Genomic DNA, 14,278 nt, shown 5'->3' with positions numbered 1-14,278 from the left:
TTATTTTAAAAGGTACTTGTTCTGATTAGCCATATAGGTGCGCTGCGGATTTTGGTCTTCGTCGGCTCCATTCAGCACCTGTCCAATATCTTTAATGACTGTTGCACTGTTCTTATAATACCAGTGGTCAATAAGCTTTTCGCGCCCTGTTTGCTGATCGCTTATTTTCGTACAATCGACAACATGCACGTTATTAGGAATATTAAATGGCGATACAGGACCGTTTTTACCCAGGCGGCTTTCAAAATTTTTGGTGTATTTAGAAATACGAAGCGCATCATCACTTTTATGAGTATACACGTGCAGACGCTCACAAAAATCGTTGATTCGGTAGAGCGGTTTACCCTTTTCGAAGGTATCGTGCTGCACATCAGGTGCCGCCAATATTATTTCATTAAAGACCTGACCAATGCCGGCATAAGGCCCTTTACTCACACTATGCACCATCTGCTCAAACACCTGACCACCCAGACTATGTGCCAACAGGTGGATGCCGTTTCCGCACCGCTTGTCGGTACCTACTACCTGACTAAAAAACTGCAATAGTTTATACCACCCGCGGGCAAAAGCCTCTCCGGCATAGCGGGCATCAGCACGATCGGCCCGGTATTGCAATATGTTGTTGTTAGACGGCCAGGTAAAGCCAACAATTCTCGCAATATTGGAGTCATCGTTTTCTACATATGCTTTTTGCAGGTGTTGCATGTTTTGGATAAAGCAATCGAACCCACACTGAAAACCATGAATAAACACAAGTGTATCATTCTTTTTATCATCTTTGAGCATATCAGCATATAACTGATGAAACCAGGCTGCGGACCCCTGCGTTTTATCAGTGAGATAGTCAACATCCTGATAGTTACCATTTTTAATAGCCACATCGGGCAATAAACGGTAGCTTTCAGTTTCAAGATTAAGGAAGCCAAAACGAAGATTCATAGTAGCTCCGGCCGAATGGCTGGTATCTACCTTTTCTGCACCATTATCAGTAATGATGCTGCGGTTAGTAAAGAAAAATTGTTCCATTTTGCATGAAGAACTAATCGATTAGCATTAAGCAGTAGCGAACAAGGGGAATATGCACAGCTACTACACTTTACTTCAAAAACGTCACCGATTAGTTGAAAGATTGTATAAGTAAGGTTGACAAGGATGATTTTTGACAAACACAAGTCAATACTCAAGCTTCCGATACATCAACAAACAACACTCACACAACCACTTACACAAAGACACAAGTTAACCTGAAAATAAAGGAATGTCAAGTCTTTTTTAAGTCAGCATGAATAACTATAGTTGATTTCACTTACAAAAATGACTTAAAGTGGCTGTGGTAAGTTTTAGATATCGGAATAGGTTCCTGGATTCCCTTAAGCATGGCCACCTGCTTCTTTTCAAGTCTTTTAATGATGGTGATCTTACTTGTATTAATCATATAAGAACGATGACATCGCCTGATGGGTAATTGCTGTAATGGTTCTTCCAGATTTTTAAGTGAATTGCGTATAAGTTCTTTGCGAACTTGCTCTCCTTCGATCTGATAATATATCTCCACATAATTATCCATTGAAACCAGATAGAGGATCTCACTTAACTGTATGGACAATTTTATTTTCCCATTTTCATCGGTAAACTGAACCAGCGTATTGGCAACTTTATGATGTTTAGATTTCTGCCTGAACTCATTAATTGCTTGCTGCTTTTGATACCACGACAGTAGTATTAACGAAAAGCTATACGGCGGAAGCAAGGTCAACCCAACGTATTTTAAATTGGAGGAAAATTCAGCAACAAACTGCCAGAAACTTCTTATATCATCATATAGTACTGTGAGTAAAAGAGTCAGCAGAGCAAGCTCAGCTAAAGTCCATAGTGCAAAATGCCACACTTTGCTAACTCTGAACTTTATTAATTTGGGTAATAAAAGCTGCGAAAAACAGAAATATAATCCCCCAATAAGCCCTAATAATCCCAATTCAAATACCTGCTTGTTATTCGAAAAGACATACCACGTTTCAAGGTTATAGGGTTTATAAATATTGAGAAACAGCACCAGGTAGATGGTAATAAATGCTACAAAAAATAATCTGGACCTGACGGGCATTAACAGGTTAAATGGTCTGTTTAGCAAATGTGTATTGGGCATGGACTATAATCTATGCTTAAGCTGATTAGTATAAGTAACAAAGATAAGAAGTTCTGTTTGACCTGTTGCATCAAGTTACATTGGATGCAAACCAGACTAAAACTAATCGACTATATTCATCAGCGAAGCTGATTATTAAACACTAAGCACGTTTGACTTTGCTATTTGATTATCCTAAAATAATTTTACGAAATAATAGCAGGTGTCAATTATATCTATAAATTAGCCAGCCATTAATGCTATCTTTTACTTAATTACAATCATCTGTTAATTTGACAATTATAGATTACCATGGAAACAAAAACAGACGTTCAGGCTATTGATAATATAGAGTTGGTTTTCCTCACCCTCGATGATTATGATGAAATTAAGAATGCCATGCAGGAGGCCTATTCGAACATGCCCGAAGCCTATTGGAAAGAACAGCACATTAAAACACTGATTGAAAAATTCCCGGAAGGACAAGTCGGCATAAAGGTAGACGATGAATTAGCAGGATGTGCTCTGTCAATCATTGTTGATTACAAAAAATTTGGCGATAAACATACCTACAGCCAAATCACCGGCTCATATACTTTCAACACACATACCCACGATGGTAATAAGCTATACGGCATTGATGTATTTATAAGACCCAAATTCAGAGGCCTGCGCTTAGGTCGTCGCTTATACGATTACCGTAAGGAACTCTGCGAAAAACTCAACCTGAAAGGTATTGTATTTGGCGGACGCATCCCCAACTATCATCAATATTCTTCTGAGATATCGCCACGTGAATACATCGACAAAGTGCGTAACAAAGAAATTCACGATCCGGTTCTTAATTTCCAGATGTCAAATGACTTTCACCCGGCACGGGTACTTCAGGGCTACCTGGAGGGCGACAAGGAATCAAAAGAATATGCCGTATTGCTGGAGTGGGACAATGTTTACTACGAAAAAGAAACAGACACAGCAGCTACCAAAAAAACCATTGTTCGCCTTGGTCTTATTCAATGGCAGATGCGACTTTACCGCGACTTTGAAGAGTTGATGCAGCAAGCCGAATACTTTGTCGATGCTGTATCGGGCTACAGGTGCGACTTCGCCCTATTCCCTGAATTTTTCAATGCGCCGTTGATGTCAAGGTATAATCACCTGTCGGAACCCGAAGCCATACGCAAACTGGCCGAATACACAGAAGATATAACCAAGCGTTTTGCCGAACTGGCCATCACCTATAACATTAATATCATTACAGGCAGTATGCCAGAGGTGGTGGACAACAACCTGTATAACGCAGGCTATCTGTGCAAGCGTGATGGTGGTATAGAACGCTTTGAAAAGCTGCACGTGACACCTGACGAGGTAAAAGTATGGGGATTGCAGGGAGGTAATACCATTCGTACCTATGATACTGATTGTGGTAAAATTGGTATTTTGGTTTGTTACGATGTTGAATTTCCGGAGTTGAGCCGCCTATTGGCCGAAGATGGTATAGATATCCTGTTTGTACCCTTTTTAACCGATACGCAAAATGGCTATTCGCGTGTAAAAAGCTGTGCACAGGCACGAGCCATTGAAAATGAATGTTACGTGGCTATTGCCGGAAGTGTGGGTAACCTGCCCAAAGTTCATAATATGGATATTCAGTATGCACAATCGATGGTATTTACGCCTTGCGACTTTGCCTTTCCAACAAATGGTATCAAGGCAGAGGCCACCCCCAATACTGAAATGATACTTATAGCTGATGTTGACATTGATAAACTGAGAGAATTAAATCAGCTGGGCAGTGTGCGCAACCTCAAAGACAGACGGAAAGACATTTATACAATAACGCGCACTTCTGGTAAGTAAGAGTACAATTTAAATAAGCAAAGTGTACAGTGCTGATGCCATAAGTCTTGCTTTGCATCAGCACTGTATAAAATTACATTTCTAACTCTTATCCATGCCCTTACGTATCTCCAACTCAATTTTTTTATTCCACAATCGCTTCAATATTTCATCGGCTTTTTTGTTGTAGACATCAGCCATTTCCTGATTATCTGTTTTTGAATACAATCGAACCAGTGCATAGATGGCGGGCAGGTGTAAATCATTTATTTTAAGTGCAGCATTCACCTGTTCAATAGCATCAGCATAGAAGCCAGCCTCCTCCAGTTGATTGGCATTAGATAGTGCTTTTTCCAAATCTGTAATATCTTGCTCTATTTTGAGGTTTAATATATTTTCCGACTTGGTAACCACCATGGAGCAAGGTAAATCACGAACTACCAGTTCGGTAACACTACCCAGTAAAAGCCGCTGAAAAAGTGTTTTACCTGTAGCGCCCATAAATAGGATATCCACCTGATGCTGCTTTGCAAATTTTAATATTTCCTTGTAAGGCTGACCATGCAGGGTAATCAACTCATAGTTTACATCATTAAAATTGAACTGCTCAAGAAATGTTTGAAAGCTATCGGCATTTTCTTGCACGAGCACTCTGTTTTCCTCGTCATAATCCACCTTGTAACGCAGTGAATACATTTCTTCCAAAGGTTCAAACACATTAAGAACATTCAATTTTGCTTTAAAAATGCGAGCTATTTTGATGGCATTAGTTAGTGCACGAGCCGAGGCATCGGAAAAATCAACCGGGCAAAGAATGGATGATGGCACCACCCGACTACTTTCTTTCACTACCCAAACCGGCTTTTCTGATTTACGCAACAATTTTTCCACCATGTAATCCACCGATTGTTGATTATCCGAAAGGTGAAAATCATCCGGAATCAATGTCATATTAACCTTATGCTCTTCGCCTAATCGTATAATCTGCTCGAACATATTACCATAGGCAATCAGCTTTTTGGCATGCACACCTGCATCCGTAAAACGCTTTAACAGTTCAGCAAAATCGTCTCCAACATACTTTTCAATAATGTTTTTTACATTACCAGTTTTGGCCTCCGCAGGCAATACTTGCAAAAGCAAAAGCTGCGATTTAAACTTCTTTGCCAGTTCAACAGCAACAGCCATCTGCGCTTTGGATACCTCACTCACCTTAACAGGAACTAATATCTTCTCTAACAGTTTCATAGGCTTTTTATAAGAAAAACATGATTTAACGTATTTTGTTTAGTTAAAATGACTTAAACTAAAACAAAATACATTTCATAATTGCTAATAAAACAGAGGATAGTCTTAATTTTATAGGCGTTTAAACTACATTAAGTTTTCAACCAACTTGCAAACAAACCTACATCAAAGGTGTTTTAACATCATAAAACAAACAGACGTAATAAGACCGCAGATGATTTTACAACCGACAAAACGGCTCTGGAATTTATTGAAGAAGTATAATTCAGTACTAAAACAGATATACTTGTATGCTTTTTTTATTGGAATCATTAACCTGACTTTACCGGTTGGTATACAAGCAATAATCAACTCATTACAAACTGGCGAACTAACATCAACTTGGATAGTACTGGTTGGATTTGTGCTGGTAGGCATGGCACTTACAGGTATCTTGCAAATTTTCCAGTTACGGCTGGTTGAAAATATTCAGCAGGATGTTTTTGCCCGCTCTGCGTTCGAATTTGCATTTCGATTTCCGCGCATAGCATTTCTTCAACTAGACAAAGTACATGCGCCGGAGCTTGTCAATCGCTTCTTTGATACTTTAACGATTCAGAAAGGTCTTCCTAAAATTTTGATTGATTTTTCAATGGCCATTTTCCAAATATTCTTTGGCCTGATCCTGTTAACTATATATAGTTCCTATTTTATTATCCTGGGATTTATCCTGGCAGTTATAATCTGGATCATATATAAAATAACCGGTCGAAAAGGATTGGATACCAGTTTGCAAGAAAGCAAATACAAGTATAAAATTGCCCACTGGCTAGAAGAAATTGCAAGAACCAATGCCACCTTTAAAATATTCAATAAAAACAAACTACACCTCGACAAAACAGACGATATTGTTAGTAGCTACTTAGAATGTCGCCAAAGTCATTTCCGTGTGCTGTTGCAGCAATTTTGGTTATTCATTGGTTTTAAACTTACTGTAGCTGCCAGCTTACTAATACTGGGAGGCATTCTGGTCTTTCAGGAAAAAATCAATCTTGGCCAGTTTGTTGCAGCCGAAATCATTATCATTCTTATAATCAATTCGGTTGAAAAGGTGATACGCGTGATAGAAACCATCTATGATGTACTGACAGCCCTTGAAAAAATAGGCTACGTAAGTGATCTAAAACTGGATGAGAATAAAGGAACATCCACCATTAATAACTCAACAGGACTGTCTGTTAAGGCCCGAAACATTTCCTTATCATTTCCAGGCGAAGATATAAAAGTTCTGAACAATATTTCCTTTGACATTGCAGCCAACGAAAAAGTGGTTCTTTACGGCACTTCAGGTAGTGGCAAAACGATTTTAACAAAGTTAATCTCCGGGTTGTTTAACTCAACTGAAGGCGAACTACTGATAGATAATGTACCTATATCGCACTATAAACGTGATGATTATTTCTCATCTATTGGTGTTGGGCTGCCCACCAATCAACTGTTTGAAGGAAGCATCAGAGATAATATTTTGATGGGGCGAGACCTGCCCGATGAAGCTCTAGATAAAACCCTGCGTTTTCTGCATTTAGATGAGTTTCTGAGAAGACAATCATATGGTATTGATTCCATCATCGACAGTGGTGGGCGCAGGCTTCCCCGCGGTGTTATTCAGAAGATACAGATAGCCCGTATATTAATTCATAAACCCAGGTTATTGTTACTTGAAGAACCTTTGCAGTTTATTGAGGAAGATGAAAAAATAAGAATCATTGATTACCTGACCTCAAAAGAGTTTAACTGTACGGTACTTGTGGTATCAGACTTCAATTATTGGAAAGAGAAATGTGAAAGAATTATTGACTTAAACCAAATAGGACAATAGGACATGCTAGATATCTCAAATAATAGTGTTAAAAATGATATTGAACTGAGCCAGTTTAAATCCTATCAGATCATTCTGAAATGCCAGGTTAAGCAAGCTCCTATATATGTGATGCTGGGCTGTTTTGTGGTATTGCTAATTGGCCTGTTTCTTCCGTGGACACAAAATATAAGTACTAAGGGCTATGTAACAACCCGTCAGCCCGAACAACATCCTCAGGCCATACAATCTGTCATATCAGGTCGTATTGAAGAATGGTTTGTGCGCGAAGGTGACTTTGTTAATCAAGGCGATACCATATTGCATATTTCTGAAGTAAAAGCCGAATACTTCGATCCTAATCTGATAGCCAATACAACCGAACAACTTGAAGCGAAGAACCAAAGCAGGACTTCATACGACAGTAAAATTGAAGCACTAAAAAAGCAATACAGAGCACTTGATGAAGGTCTGGCACTTAAACGTCAGCAAACGCTTCAAAAGCTGGCGCAAGAACGAAACAAGTCTTCAATGGACAGCATCGATCTCGAAGTATTTCGCAATAACCTGGCAATAGCTGTTAACCAGTATAGCCGAACAAAGGAACTGTATGATAAAGGATTGAAGACCTTATCTGAATTGCAGGAAAAACAGTACAAAAAACAAGAAGCAGAGGCAAAGGTAAGTGTGCAACAAAATAAGTGGATTAACCAGCAAAACACTGTGGGTATTCTCACCATTGAATTATTGGCCATTGAACAGGAGTATACCGATAAGCTGGCTAAATCACAATCGGACCTGCAATCGGCTATTTCGGCCAAGATGGAGAACGAAGCTACAATTGCCAAACTTAAGAGCACAATAAGTAATTACAGCATGCGCCAGCAATACTATTACCTCACGGCGCCTCAATCTGGTTATGTCACAAAAATATTAAGAAAAGGAATTGGCGAAACAATAAAAGAAGGCAGTGACATCGCTATCATTGTGCCCGATAATTATGACCTTGCTGTTGAAGTATATCTTAAGCCTAATGATCTTCCGCTATTACATGTGGGTAATAGTGCACGCCTGCGCTTTGACGGATGGCCGGCCATTGTTATCAGCGGATGGCCTCAATCATCAACCGGCGTATTTAATGGTACCATAGTGGCCATCGATCAGTACATTAGCGACAATGGCCATTACCGGGTACTCATTAGCCCTGAAGTAGCTGACAGACCCTGGCCCGAGCAATTGAGAGTTGGTGCCGGAACCGAAGCTTTCCTGCTCCTAAACAAGGTACCTGTATGGTATGAATTATGGCGCCAGCTAAACGGCTTCCCACCCGATTTTTACCAATCAGGAGTTGATAAAGAGGAGGTTAAACTGAAAGCTCCTATTAAATCAATTAAATAAACCATAATTAAGTGACATCATACAAAACAACGGCAAGTTGAATACAACGAAATACATAATACACATTTGCATTCTTCTAGTAATGAGTCTGACAGGTATACGCGCCTCGGCACAATCAGATAGCCTGGTACTTAGTTACGATGATTACATTACCAATATATTACTCTATCACCCGGTTGCCCAAAAAGCTAAGCTTAAGCCATCTTATGCCGAAGCCGCTTTAATGAAAGCCAAAGGCAGCACCGACCCTACACTCGATGCTGATTGGGATAAAAAAAACCTGAATGATAAACTTTACTATGAGAAGTTTCAAAGTCGCCTAAGGTTTCCTACATCCACAGGTGTTACTATTGTTGGCGGATATGAAAACACAAAAGGTGATTATCTCAATCCAGAAAATACCACTGATGAATATGGCTTATGGCATTTAGGCATTGAAATTAATGTACTGAATGGTTTATTGGTTAATGAACGAAACACTGCTATCCGTCAGGCCAAAGAATTTCAGAACCTTTCACTTAATGAGCAAAACACCTTACTCAACGACCTTCTGTACAATGCAATGTACACTTACCATACCTGGCAATTGTACCACTCTTTCATGGATGTTTTGAGTGAAAACATCACCATCGCTTACGATTATTATACTAACACCCGTGAATCGTACCTGCAGGGGGAAAAAACTTCAATGGATACACTTGAAGCACACATTTTATACCAGGAAGCCATTAGTCTGTTCAACAAAAATGAGATATACCTGATTAAATCCAGACAGTCGGTAGAAAACTATTTATGGTATAACAACGAAGCTCTTACTTTGCAATCGAACACTCTTCCTGAACACTACAGAGAGCTTTATCGTCACCAGGTTGTACGTTACGACAGTGCGCTCATTCACAATCACCCTGCTATACAAGCCTCTATCAACAAGCTATCTATAACCGAGATTGAACAGCGACTGAAGCGTGAAAAGCTGAAGCCTAAATTAAAGGTGAAATACAACCCTCTTCTGACAACTTCAGATAACATGGCGATTCATAGTTTTGACATTGCCAATTACAAAATAGGCGTGGGCTTTTCAATGCCATTATTGCTGCGTTCGGAACGCGCTGAAGTAAAGATGGGAAAACTAAAGCTTCAGGAGCTACAACTGGATTTAAACTACAAACAAAATGAATTATTAAATAAGGCCGAAGCTAGTTGGTTACAGCAATCGGTGTTACAACAGCAAATAGACATTAACGAAACAAATGCCATTAACTACAAACAATTGATGGATGGTGAAGCCGAAAAGTTTAAATACGGCGAGAGCTCTGTTTTTATGCTGAACAAAAGACAGGAGAAATACATAGGCAGCAGACTAAAGTTGGCCGAAGCTTACATCAAATATCAGCTGGAACTGCTCAACTATTTGTATTACTCCAATCAATTGATTAGTGACGAATCATTAACCAGCTTACCTTAAACTTTTATCAATCTATGACTTGTGCACTATCAGGCAAAATAACACTCACCACCTTAAACTGATCATAAACCAAAGTTGCATGGGGCGGAATAACATCTCCTGCACCCATAGCTCCATAAGCCAGCGAATCAGGCAATACAGCAATTATCTCATCGCCTTCACGAAGCAGCATCGACACTTCTGTAAATCCTTTAATCAAACGTGTAGAATCAGCTATAAACGTAAAAAGTGAATCAGGCAATTCATTAGTGTTCCAAACAACTGAATCATCCACCATCAGGCTTAAATAGGTTCCTACCCTTGCTCCTGATACAATCCTTGGTCCATCGCCTTTTTTAAGATACAAATACTTTAACCCACTGGCCGTTTGAATAGTGTCGTTTGTTTGCTTATTAGATGAAGCAGTACCCCCGTACTGGCAAGAGGCTATGACGAATGCCATAAAAAGTACTAGAATTGTAAAGTTCTTCATTGAATCGAGATTATATATTCACACCCCTAAATTATCACATATTTATTTAGATGAGCCTTGACGCTAGCTATTTCTTACAACTGACTAATAATTCACCATATAGGTCAGAAGTATAAAAAAATGTCTATCTTCATCTTCGTTTATAACCATACCTCATATTCAATGCAATCTGTTATACTAGGACAATATTTCCTGATGGACAGAACACTTAAGTCGGTGAACTTTTTCAACAGCGCTATCACCGACGAAGAAGTGTGCATTTATGAGGTATTTCGCATTCAGAACAATATGCCCCTGTTTATTGAAGAGCACCTTAAGCGTCTGGAGAACAGCCTTAAAATTGCCAACAAGCAACCAATCATTCGCATCAGTCAGCTAAGCAACCGGCTAAAAATGCTTTATGCAGCCAACAATATTTCAGATGGCAATGTAAAGCTCGATTTCAGGTTTATGCCCGACGGCGAGCAGGTTTTTATGGCCTATTTCATACCAAGCAGTTACCCTACTGAAGAGCAAAGGCAAAAAGGCATTAAGTGTTCCCTCCAGTTTTCTGAGCGTCACCACCCCAACGCCAAAATCTACAACCCTGATGTTAGAGGCAAAGCCAATACCATTATAGAACAACGGCATGTATACGAAACGCTGCTGGTGAATAGTGATAATTGCCTGACAGAAGGTAGTCGTTCCAACCTGTTTTTTATTAATGGTAATACGCTCATTACTGCTGATGATTCAGTTGTGCTTCCCGGGATAATGCGCCAGCATATCATATCTATTATTGAGGCTTTAGGCTTATCTCTGGAATACAGATGCCTGCCTGTTGAGGATATTAGTAAAATGGAAGCCGCATTTATCAGCGGAACATCTCCCCGTCTGCTGCCCGTTAATCAAATTGGCGAATACAGTCTGAAAGTGAATCACCCGTTATTGCAGCAACTTAGAGTTGAACTGGAAAAAGATATTGCTGCCCGGTTAAAATAAAAAAAGGAGGGTTACCCCTCCTTTTTACCACTCATATATCAATTCCCATTAAGGAAATTTTACCATATCGTAATCGTTAATATTGGCACGTGGCACAGTAGAGCCGTATGTATCATTTATAGCATCAATCATGGCATTGGCAATGATAGCCGAACCACGACCCGTTGCATGAATACCGTCTAAAGAAAATATACCTCCTGTCACAAAAGTTCCAGTATAGTGATGTCCGTCAATAATAATACCTTTTGTGCTTAACTCCTTCATTAATGCATTAGCATCAAAGAAAGCTAAACCAAAACCATCTGCCAGTTCTTTACTTATCGCATTAAACTGATTAGTGGCCGTACTTATCATACTTAGCTCATCTTTTGTCAATACAAATTCATTACCTAAAATCGGATCACTTGTCGGTCCCCAGCTTAAAGCCTCAGACTGAGCGGTCAGTAACAGTCTGTCTTCTGCTGTCGCCTGTCTTCTATGCCCAAGTTGTGCCGGGATTGATTCATCGTAAATCACAAAAGCATTAGGTCCTTCTGCAAAAACCATTTGGGGCAACCCTACAGACTCTGCTGCGGCATTGTAATCTGCATATTTAGCATTTAAAGCTGCGGCTGTTGCAGCATCAATTACAAATGCATTATAAGGAACAGTTGTAAAGAAAGGGATGGATGACACATCTGGTATATTGCCAACAACACCTTTTGCTCCTTTTGCTGTTAAAGTATTTAATACTGCTGCTAAAGCAGATTCAAAGGTTGCAGCATCGGTAATGTCAGTTACGCCATTGCCAATTCCGCCAACACCGCCAGCTAAAGCAAACGATAATACATCATTTCCGGCTAACCAACAGCTAAAGAATGTTGGATTTGCTGTAGCAGCATCTCCCAAAACATGTGTCACATCTGAACTGGCAAATCGAGCAAAAAACGGATTAGCCTGAGCATAACCAGCGGCAACTAAATGAGTTACCTTTGCTCCTGGAACACCAAAATTCTGATTATCTTCATCATAGGCATCTTCAGCTAAAATGGCCACATTACCAACTGAAGGTACAGGAGATAATCCCCTTTCTGTTACTTTTAGCTCAAAGTAACCGTTTAAAGTACCTTGTGCATCAATAACGGTAGTACCAACACTTCCTTCAGCCTGAACCAATGGTTGATGATATGATTCATTGCCCACATACATCAGTTGTTGTCCTAATATGTAACTGAAGCTTTCCTGTTGTCCTCTTAGCCCCAAAGCACCATCGGTATATCCTGCGGTGTAAGAATCTCCAATAGCTATAAATTTAGTAAAATCTGCTGTTCCCTTTGAGGGGTTAAAGTCGTCTACTTTTGGCTCACAAGCAGCCAAAAGCACTACCATTGCCAGCAGCATATATTGATATATATTCTTTTTCATCATTACTCCGACTTTTTTTAGAATGAATAATTAATACCAATACCAGGAATTACTGCATTTGAGTAGTAAGTTCCGTAAAAATTGGTTGGTGCGTAGCCATCTTCACGCTTGGTACCATGGATATAAAGTAATGAAGCATCCAGCGATAGCTTATCGTTAATGTGATAACCACAACCTAATGACATACCAATTTTGTTGGTACCAGGTGTTTCGGGTGTCAGCAAATCTTCGGGAATTGGCGTACTGTCGTAATACACACCCCCTCTGAACTGAAACTTCTCATTTAGGGTATACTCAGCTCCCAGGCGGTATATCATGGTGTTTTCAAAATCACGTTGGTTATGCGAATCTGGCACTGTTTCAGCTTCAAAGTCGAAATTCAAACTTTCGTAGGCCGACCACTCAACATATTGCAGGTCCACGGCCAATAATAGTTTCTCATTCACCTGATAACCTACACCAAAAGTAATATTGGCAGGCATCGGTAGTTCAGACTGAAACTTGGTATCGGGATATAATCCTCCAAGCGATGGTGGCACTGTAAAATCAGCATCTCCCTCATCTAATTCAACCATCACCTTTGAGCGGTAGCTTAGTCCAAACGACAATTGCTCATTTGCCTGGAAAGAAAGACCAGCATTAAAGCCAAATGCCCAGGTATTACCAGAAATATTAACACTTGCCACACCATCGGCCGACTGGGCAGGCAGTGCTTTGTTTAAGTCAACATCACCATTTACGGCCATAAAACCAACACCCAAACCAAGTTTATCAGTAATTTTATACGCAATGGTAGGCTGAATAAAAATAGCACGTAAAGAAATATCCTGAATAAGGTACTTACCATCCCAATCGTCACCCCAATTAAGTGAATTACCATAAGGAGTGGTGACCGCCAGTCCGGCTGCCAGCTTATCATTTATTTTTGTTGCTCCATAGAAGTAAAATGGTGTTCCCATTGGGTTATCCGATTTAGCTTCATACATTGATGGACTTTGTTTGTGGAACGTATTTTTAGAAAAAATAAAACTACCGCCCAATGAAAAATCATACTTTTTATCCATCAAACTTAATGCGCCTGGGTTAAAGTGCATGCTTGAGGCGCCCATAATTAATCCGGCTCCGGTATGTCCCATCCCAGTTTGCCGGTTGCCTTGCAGGTTTACCTGATAACCTTCAGCAAATAGCTGAAAACTAAGCATAAGTAACCCACAGAATAATCCGATTCTCTTCATAAAAGAATGATTAGTGAATACTTTTTAAGAAATTTTAACAGGGCGAAGATAGCCTTATTTTTTAAATATCTAAACATTTAAATAATTGATTATCAGTACATTTGAACTTTTTGTTCTTTTGTTCCATTAGTCTACTATCCTAACCTTTAAATTTCAGAGAAATAACGGATAGGTATTAGGCATTCCAGCTCAAATTAGTTAAGGATATTGACCTTAATTTAACGGCCTTGATTTGTTATCAACATTGAAAAAACTTATTATTACGTATCTTTAA

General features: G+C 39.5%; 11 protein-coding genes. 5 read left to right on the top strand and 6 right to left on the bottom strand.

The genetic code is table 11. The features are described 5' to 3' along the window. Both KEM09_RS10060 and KEM09_RS10055 read right to left on the bottom strand, forming a co-directional pair. Positions 1 to 1,026 carry an alpha/beta hydrolase gene (locus tag KEM09_RS10060; protein WP_212228014.1) on the bottom strand — a complete coding sequence of 342 codons (1,026 nt, stop codon included), beginning with the start codon at positions 1,024 to 1,026 and terminating at the stop codon, positions 1 to 3. 280 nt (positions 1,027 to 1,306) lie between these two features. Further along, complete coding sequence (locus tag KEM09_RS10055) at positions 1,307 to 2,146, bottom strand: LytR/AlgR family response regulator transcription factor (protein ID WP_212228012.1); 840 nt, start codon at positions 2,144 to 2,146, stop codon at positions 1,307 to 1,309. Between the two features lie 291 nt (positions 2,147 to 2,437). On the opposite strand from KEM09_RS10055, the gene KEM09_RS10050 reads away from it, so the two are divergent. Further along, positions 2,438 to 3,985, top strand: coding sequence for a carbon-nitrogen hydrolase family protein (locus KEM09_RS10050; protein ID WP_212228010.1), 1,548 nt, complete (start codon positions 2,438 to 2,440; stop codon positions 3,983 to 3,985). A gap of 81 nt (positions 3,986 to 4,066) precedes the next feature. Here the strand turns inward: KEM09_RS10050 and KEM09_RS10045 are convergent, their stop codons facing one another. Then, positions 4,067 to 5,212 carry a universal stress protein gene (locus KEM09_RS10045; RefSeq protein WP_212228008.1) on the bottom strand — a complete coding sequence of 382 codons (1,146 nt, stop codon included), beginning with the start codon at positions 5,210 to 5,212 and terminating at the stop codon, positions 4,067 to 4,069. A gap of 250 nt (positions 5,213 to 5,462) precedes the next feature. Between KEM09_RS10045 and KEM09_RS10040 the strand changes: the two genes are divergently transcribed. The 3 genes from KEM09_RS10040 to KEM09_RS10030 all read left to right on the top strand — a co-directional run bounded on the left by KEM09_RS10040 (position 5,463) and on the right by KEM09_RS10030 (position 9,912). Next, a complete protein-coding gene (locus KEM09_RS10040) occupies positions 5,463 to 7,070 on the top strand; it encodes a peptidase domain-containing ABC transporter (RefSeq protein WP_212228006.1) in 1,608 nt (535 codons plus the stop codon). A 3-nt stretch (positions 7,071 to 7,073) separates the two neighbouring features. Next, on the top strand, positions 7,074 to 8,447 hold the full coding sequence (locus tag KEM09_RS10035) for an HlyD family secretion protein (protein ID WP_212228004.1): 1,374 nt from the start codon (positions 7,074 to 7,076) through the stop codon (positions 8,445 to 8,447). A gap of 82 nt (positions 8,448 to 8,529) precedes the next feature. Then, on the top strand, positions 8,530 to 9,912 hold the full coding sequence (locus KEM09_RS10030) for a TolC family protein (RefSeq protein WP_212228002.1): 1,383 nt from the start codon (positions 8,530 to 8,532) through the stop codon (positions 9,910 to 9,912). Positions 9,913 to 9,919: 7 nt separating this feature from the next. On the opposite strand, the gene KEM09_RS10025 is transcribed toward KEM09_RS10030, so the two are convergent. Continuing rightward, positions 9,920 to 10,384 (bottom strand): FKBP-type peptidyl-prolyl cis-trans isomerase, encoded by a 465-nt coding sequence (locus KEM09_RS10025; protein WP_212228000.1) that lies wholly within the window; start codon positions 10,382 to 10,384, stop codon positions 9,920 to 9,922. Between the two features lie 162 nt (positions 10,385 to 10,546). On the opposite strand from KEM09_RS10025, the gene KEM09_RS10020 reads away from it, so the two are divergent. Then, on the top strand, positions 10,547 to 11,365 hold the full coding sequence (locus KEM09_RS10020) for an aminotransferase class IV (protein WP_212227998.1): 819 nt from the start codon (positions 10,547 to 10,549) through the stop codon (positions 11,363 to 11,365). Positions 11,366 to 11,413: 48 nt separating this feature from the next. Here KEM09_RS10020 and KEM09_RS10015 read toward each other — a convergent pair whose 3' ends face one another. Continuing rightward, positions 11,414 to 12,772: an SGNH/GDSL hydrolase family protein gene (locus KEM09_RS10015; RefSeq protein WP_212227996.1), complete on the bottom strand. Its 1,359-nt coding sequence runs from the start codon at positions 12,770 to 12,772 to the stop codon at positions 11,414 to 11,416. A gap of 14 nt (positions 12,773 to 12,786) precedes the next feature. Next, positions 12,787 to 14,004, bottom strand: coding sequence for an OmpP1/FadL family transporter (locus tag KEM09_RS10010; protein WP_212227994.1), 1,218 nt, complete (start codon positions 14,002 to 14,004; stop codon positions 12,787 to 12,789). Between the last annotated feature and the right edge of the window lie 274 nt (positions 14,005 to 14,278).

This window comes from Carboxylicivirga mesophila (genome assembly GCF_018271975.1).
Lineage (GTDB): Bacteria > Bacteroidota > Bacteroidia > Bacteroidales > Marinilabiliaceae > Carboxylicivirga > Carboxylicivirga mesophila.
The sequence above is the reverse complement of the archived record's forward strand: the minus strand, read 5'-3'. Positions and strand labels throughout refer to the sequence as shown.

Coding starts and splice junctions, on each gene's coding strand:
- KEM09_RS10060 (WP_212228014.1), bottom strand. CDS start 1,026: ATGGAACAATTTTTCTTTACTAACCGCAGCATCATTACTGATAATGGT.
- KEM09_RS10055 (WP_212228012.1), bottom strand. CDS start 2,146: ATGCCCAATACACATTTGCTAAACAGACCATTTAACCTGTTAATGCCC.
- KEM09_RS10050 (WP_212228010.1), top strand. CDS start 2,438: ATGGAAACAAAAACAGACGTTCAGGCTATTGATAATATAGAGTTGGTT.
- KEM09_RS10045 (WP_212228008.1), bottom strand. CDS start 5,212: ATGAAACTGTTAGAGAAGATATTAGTTCCTGTTAAGGTGAGTGAGGTA.
- KEM09_RS10035 (WP_212228004.1), top strand. CDS start 7,074: ATGCTAGATATCTCAAATAATAGTGTTAAAAATGATATTGAACTGAGC.
- KEM09_RS10030 (WP_212228002.1), top strand. CDS start 8,530: ATGAGTCTGACAGGTATACGCGCCTCGGCACAATCAGATAGCCTGGTA.
- KEM09_RS10025 (WP_212228000.1), bottom strand. CDS start 10,384: ATGAAGAACTTTACAATTCTAGTACTTTTTATGGCATTCGTCATAGCC.
- KEM09_RS10020 (WP_212227998.1), top strand. CDS start 10,547: ATGCAATCTGTTATACTAGGACAATATTTCCTGATGGACAGAACACTT.
- KEM09_RS10015 (WP_212227996.1), bottom strand. CDS start 12,772: ATGATGAAAAAGAATATATATCAATATATGCTGCTGGCAATGGTAGTG.
- KEM09_RS10010 (WP_212227994.1), bottom strand. CDS start 14,004: ATGAAGAGAATCGGATTATTCTGTGGGTTACTTATGCTTAGTTTTCAG.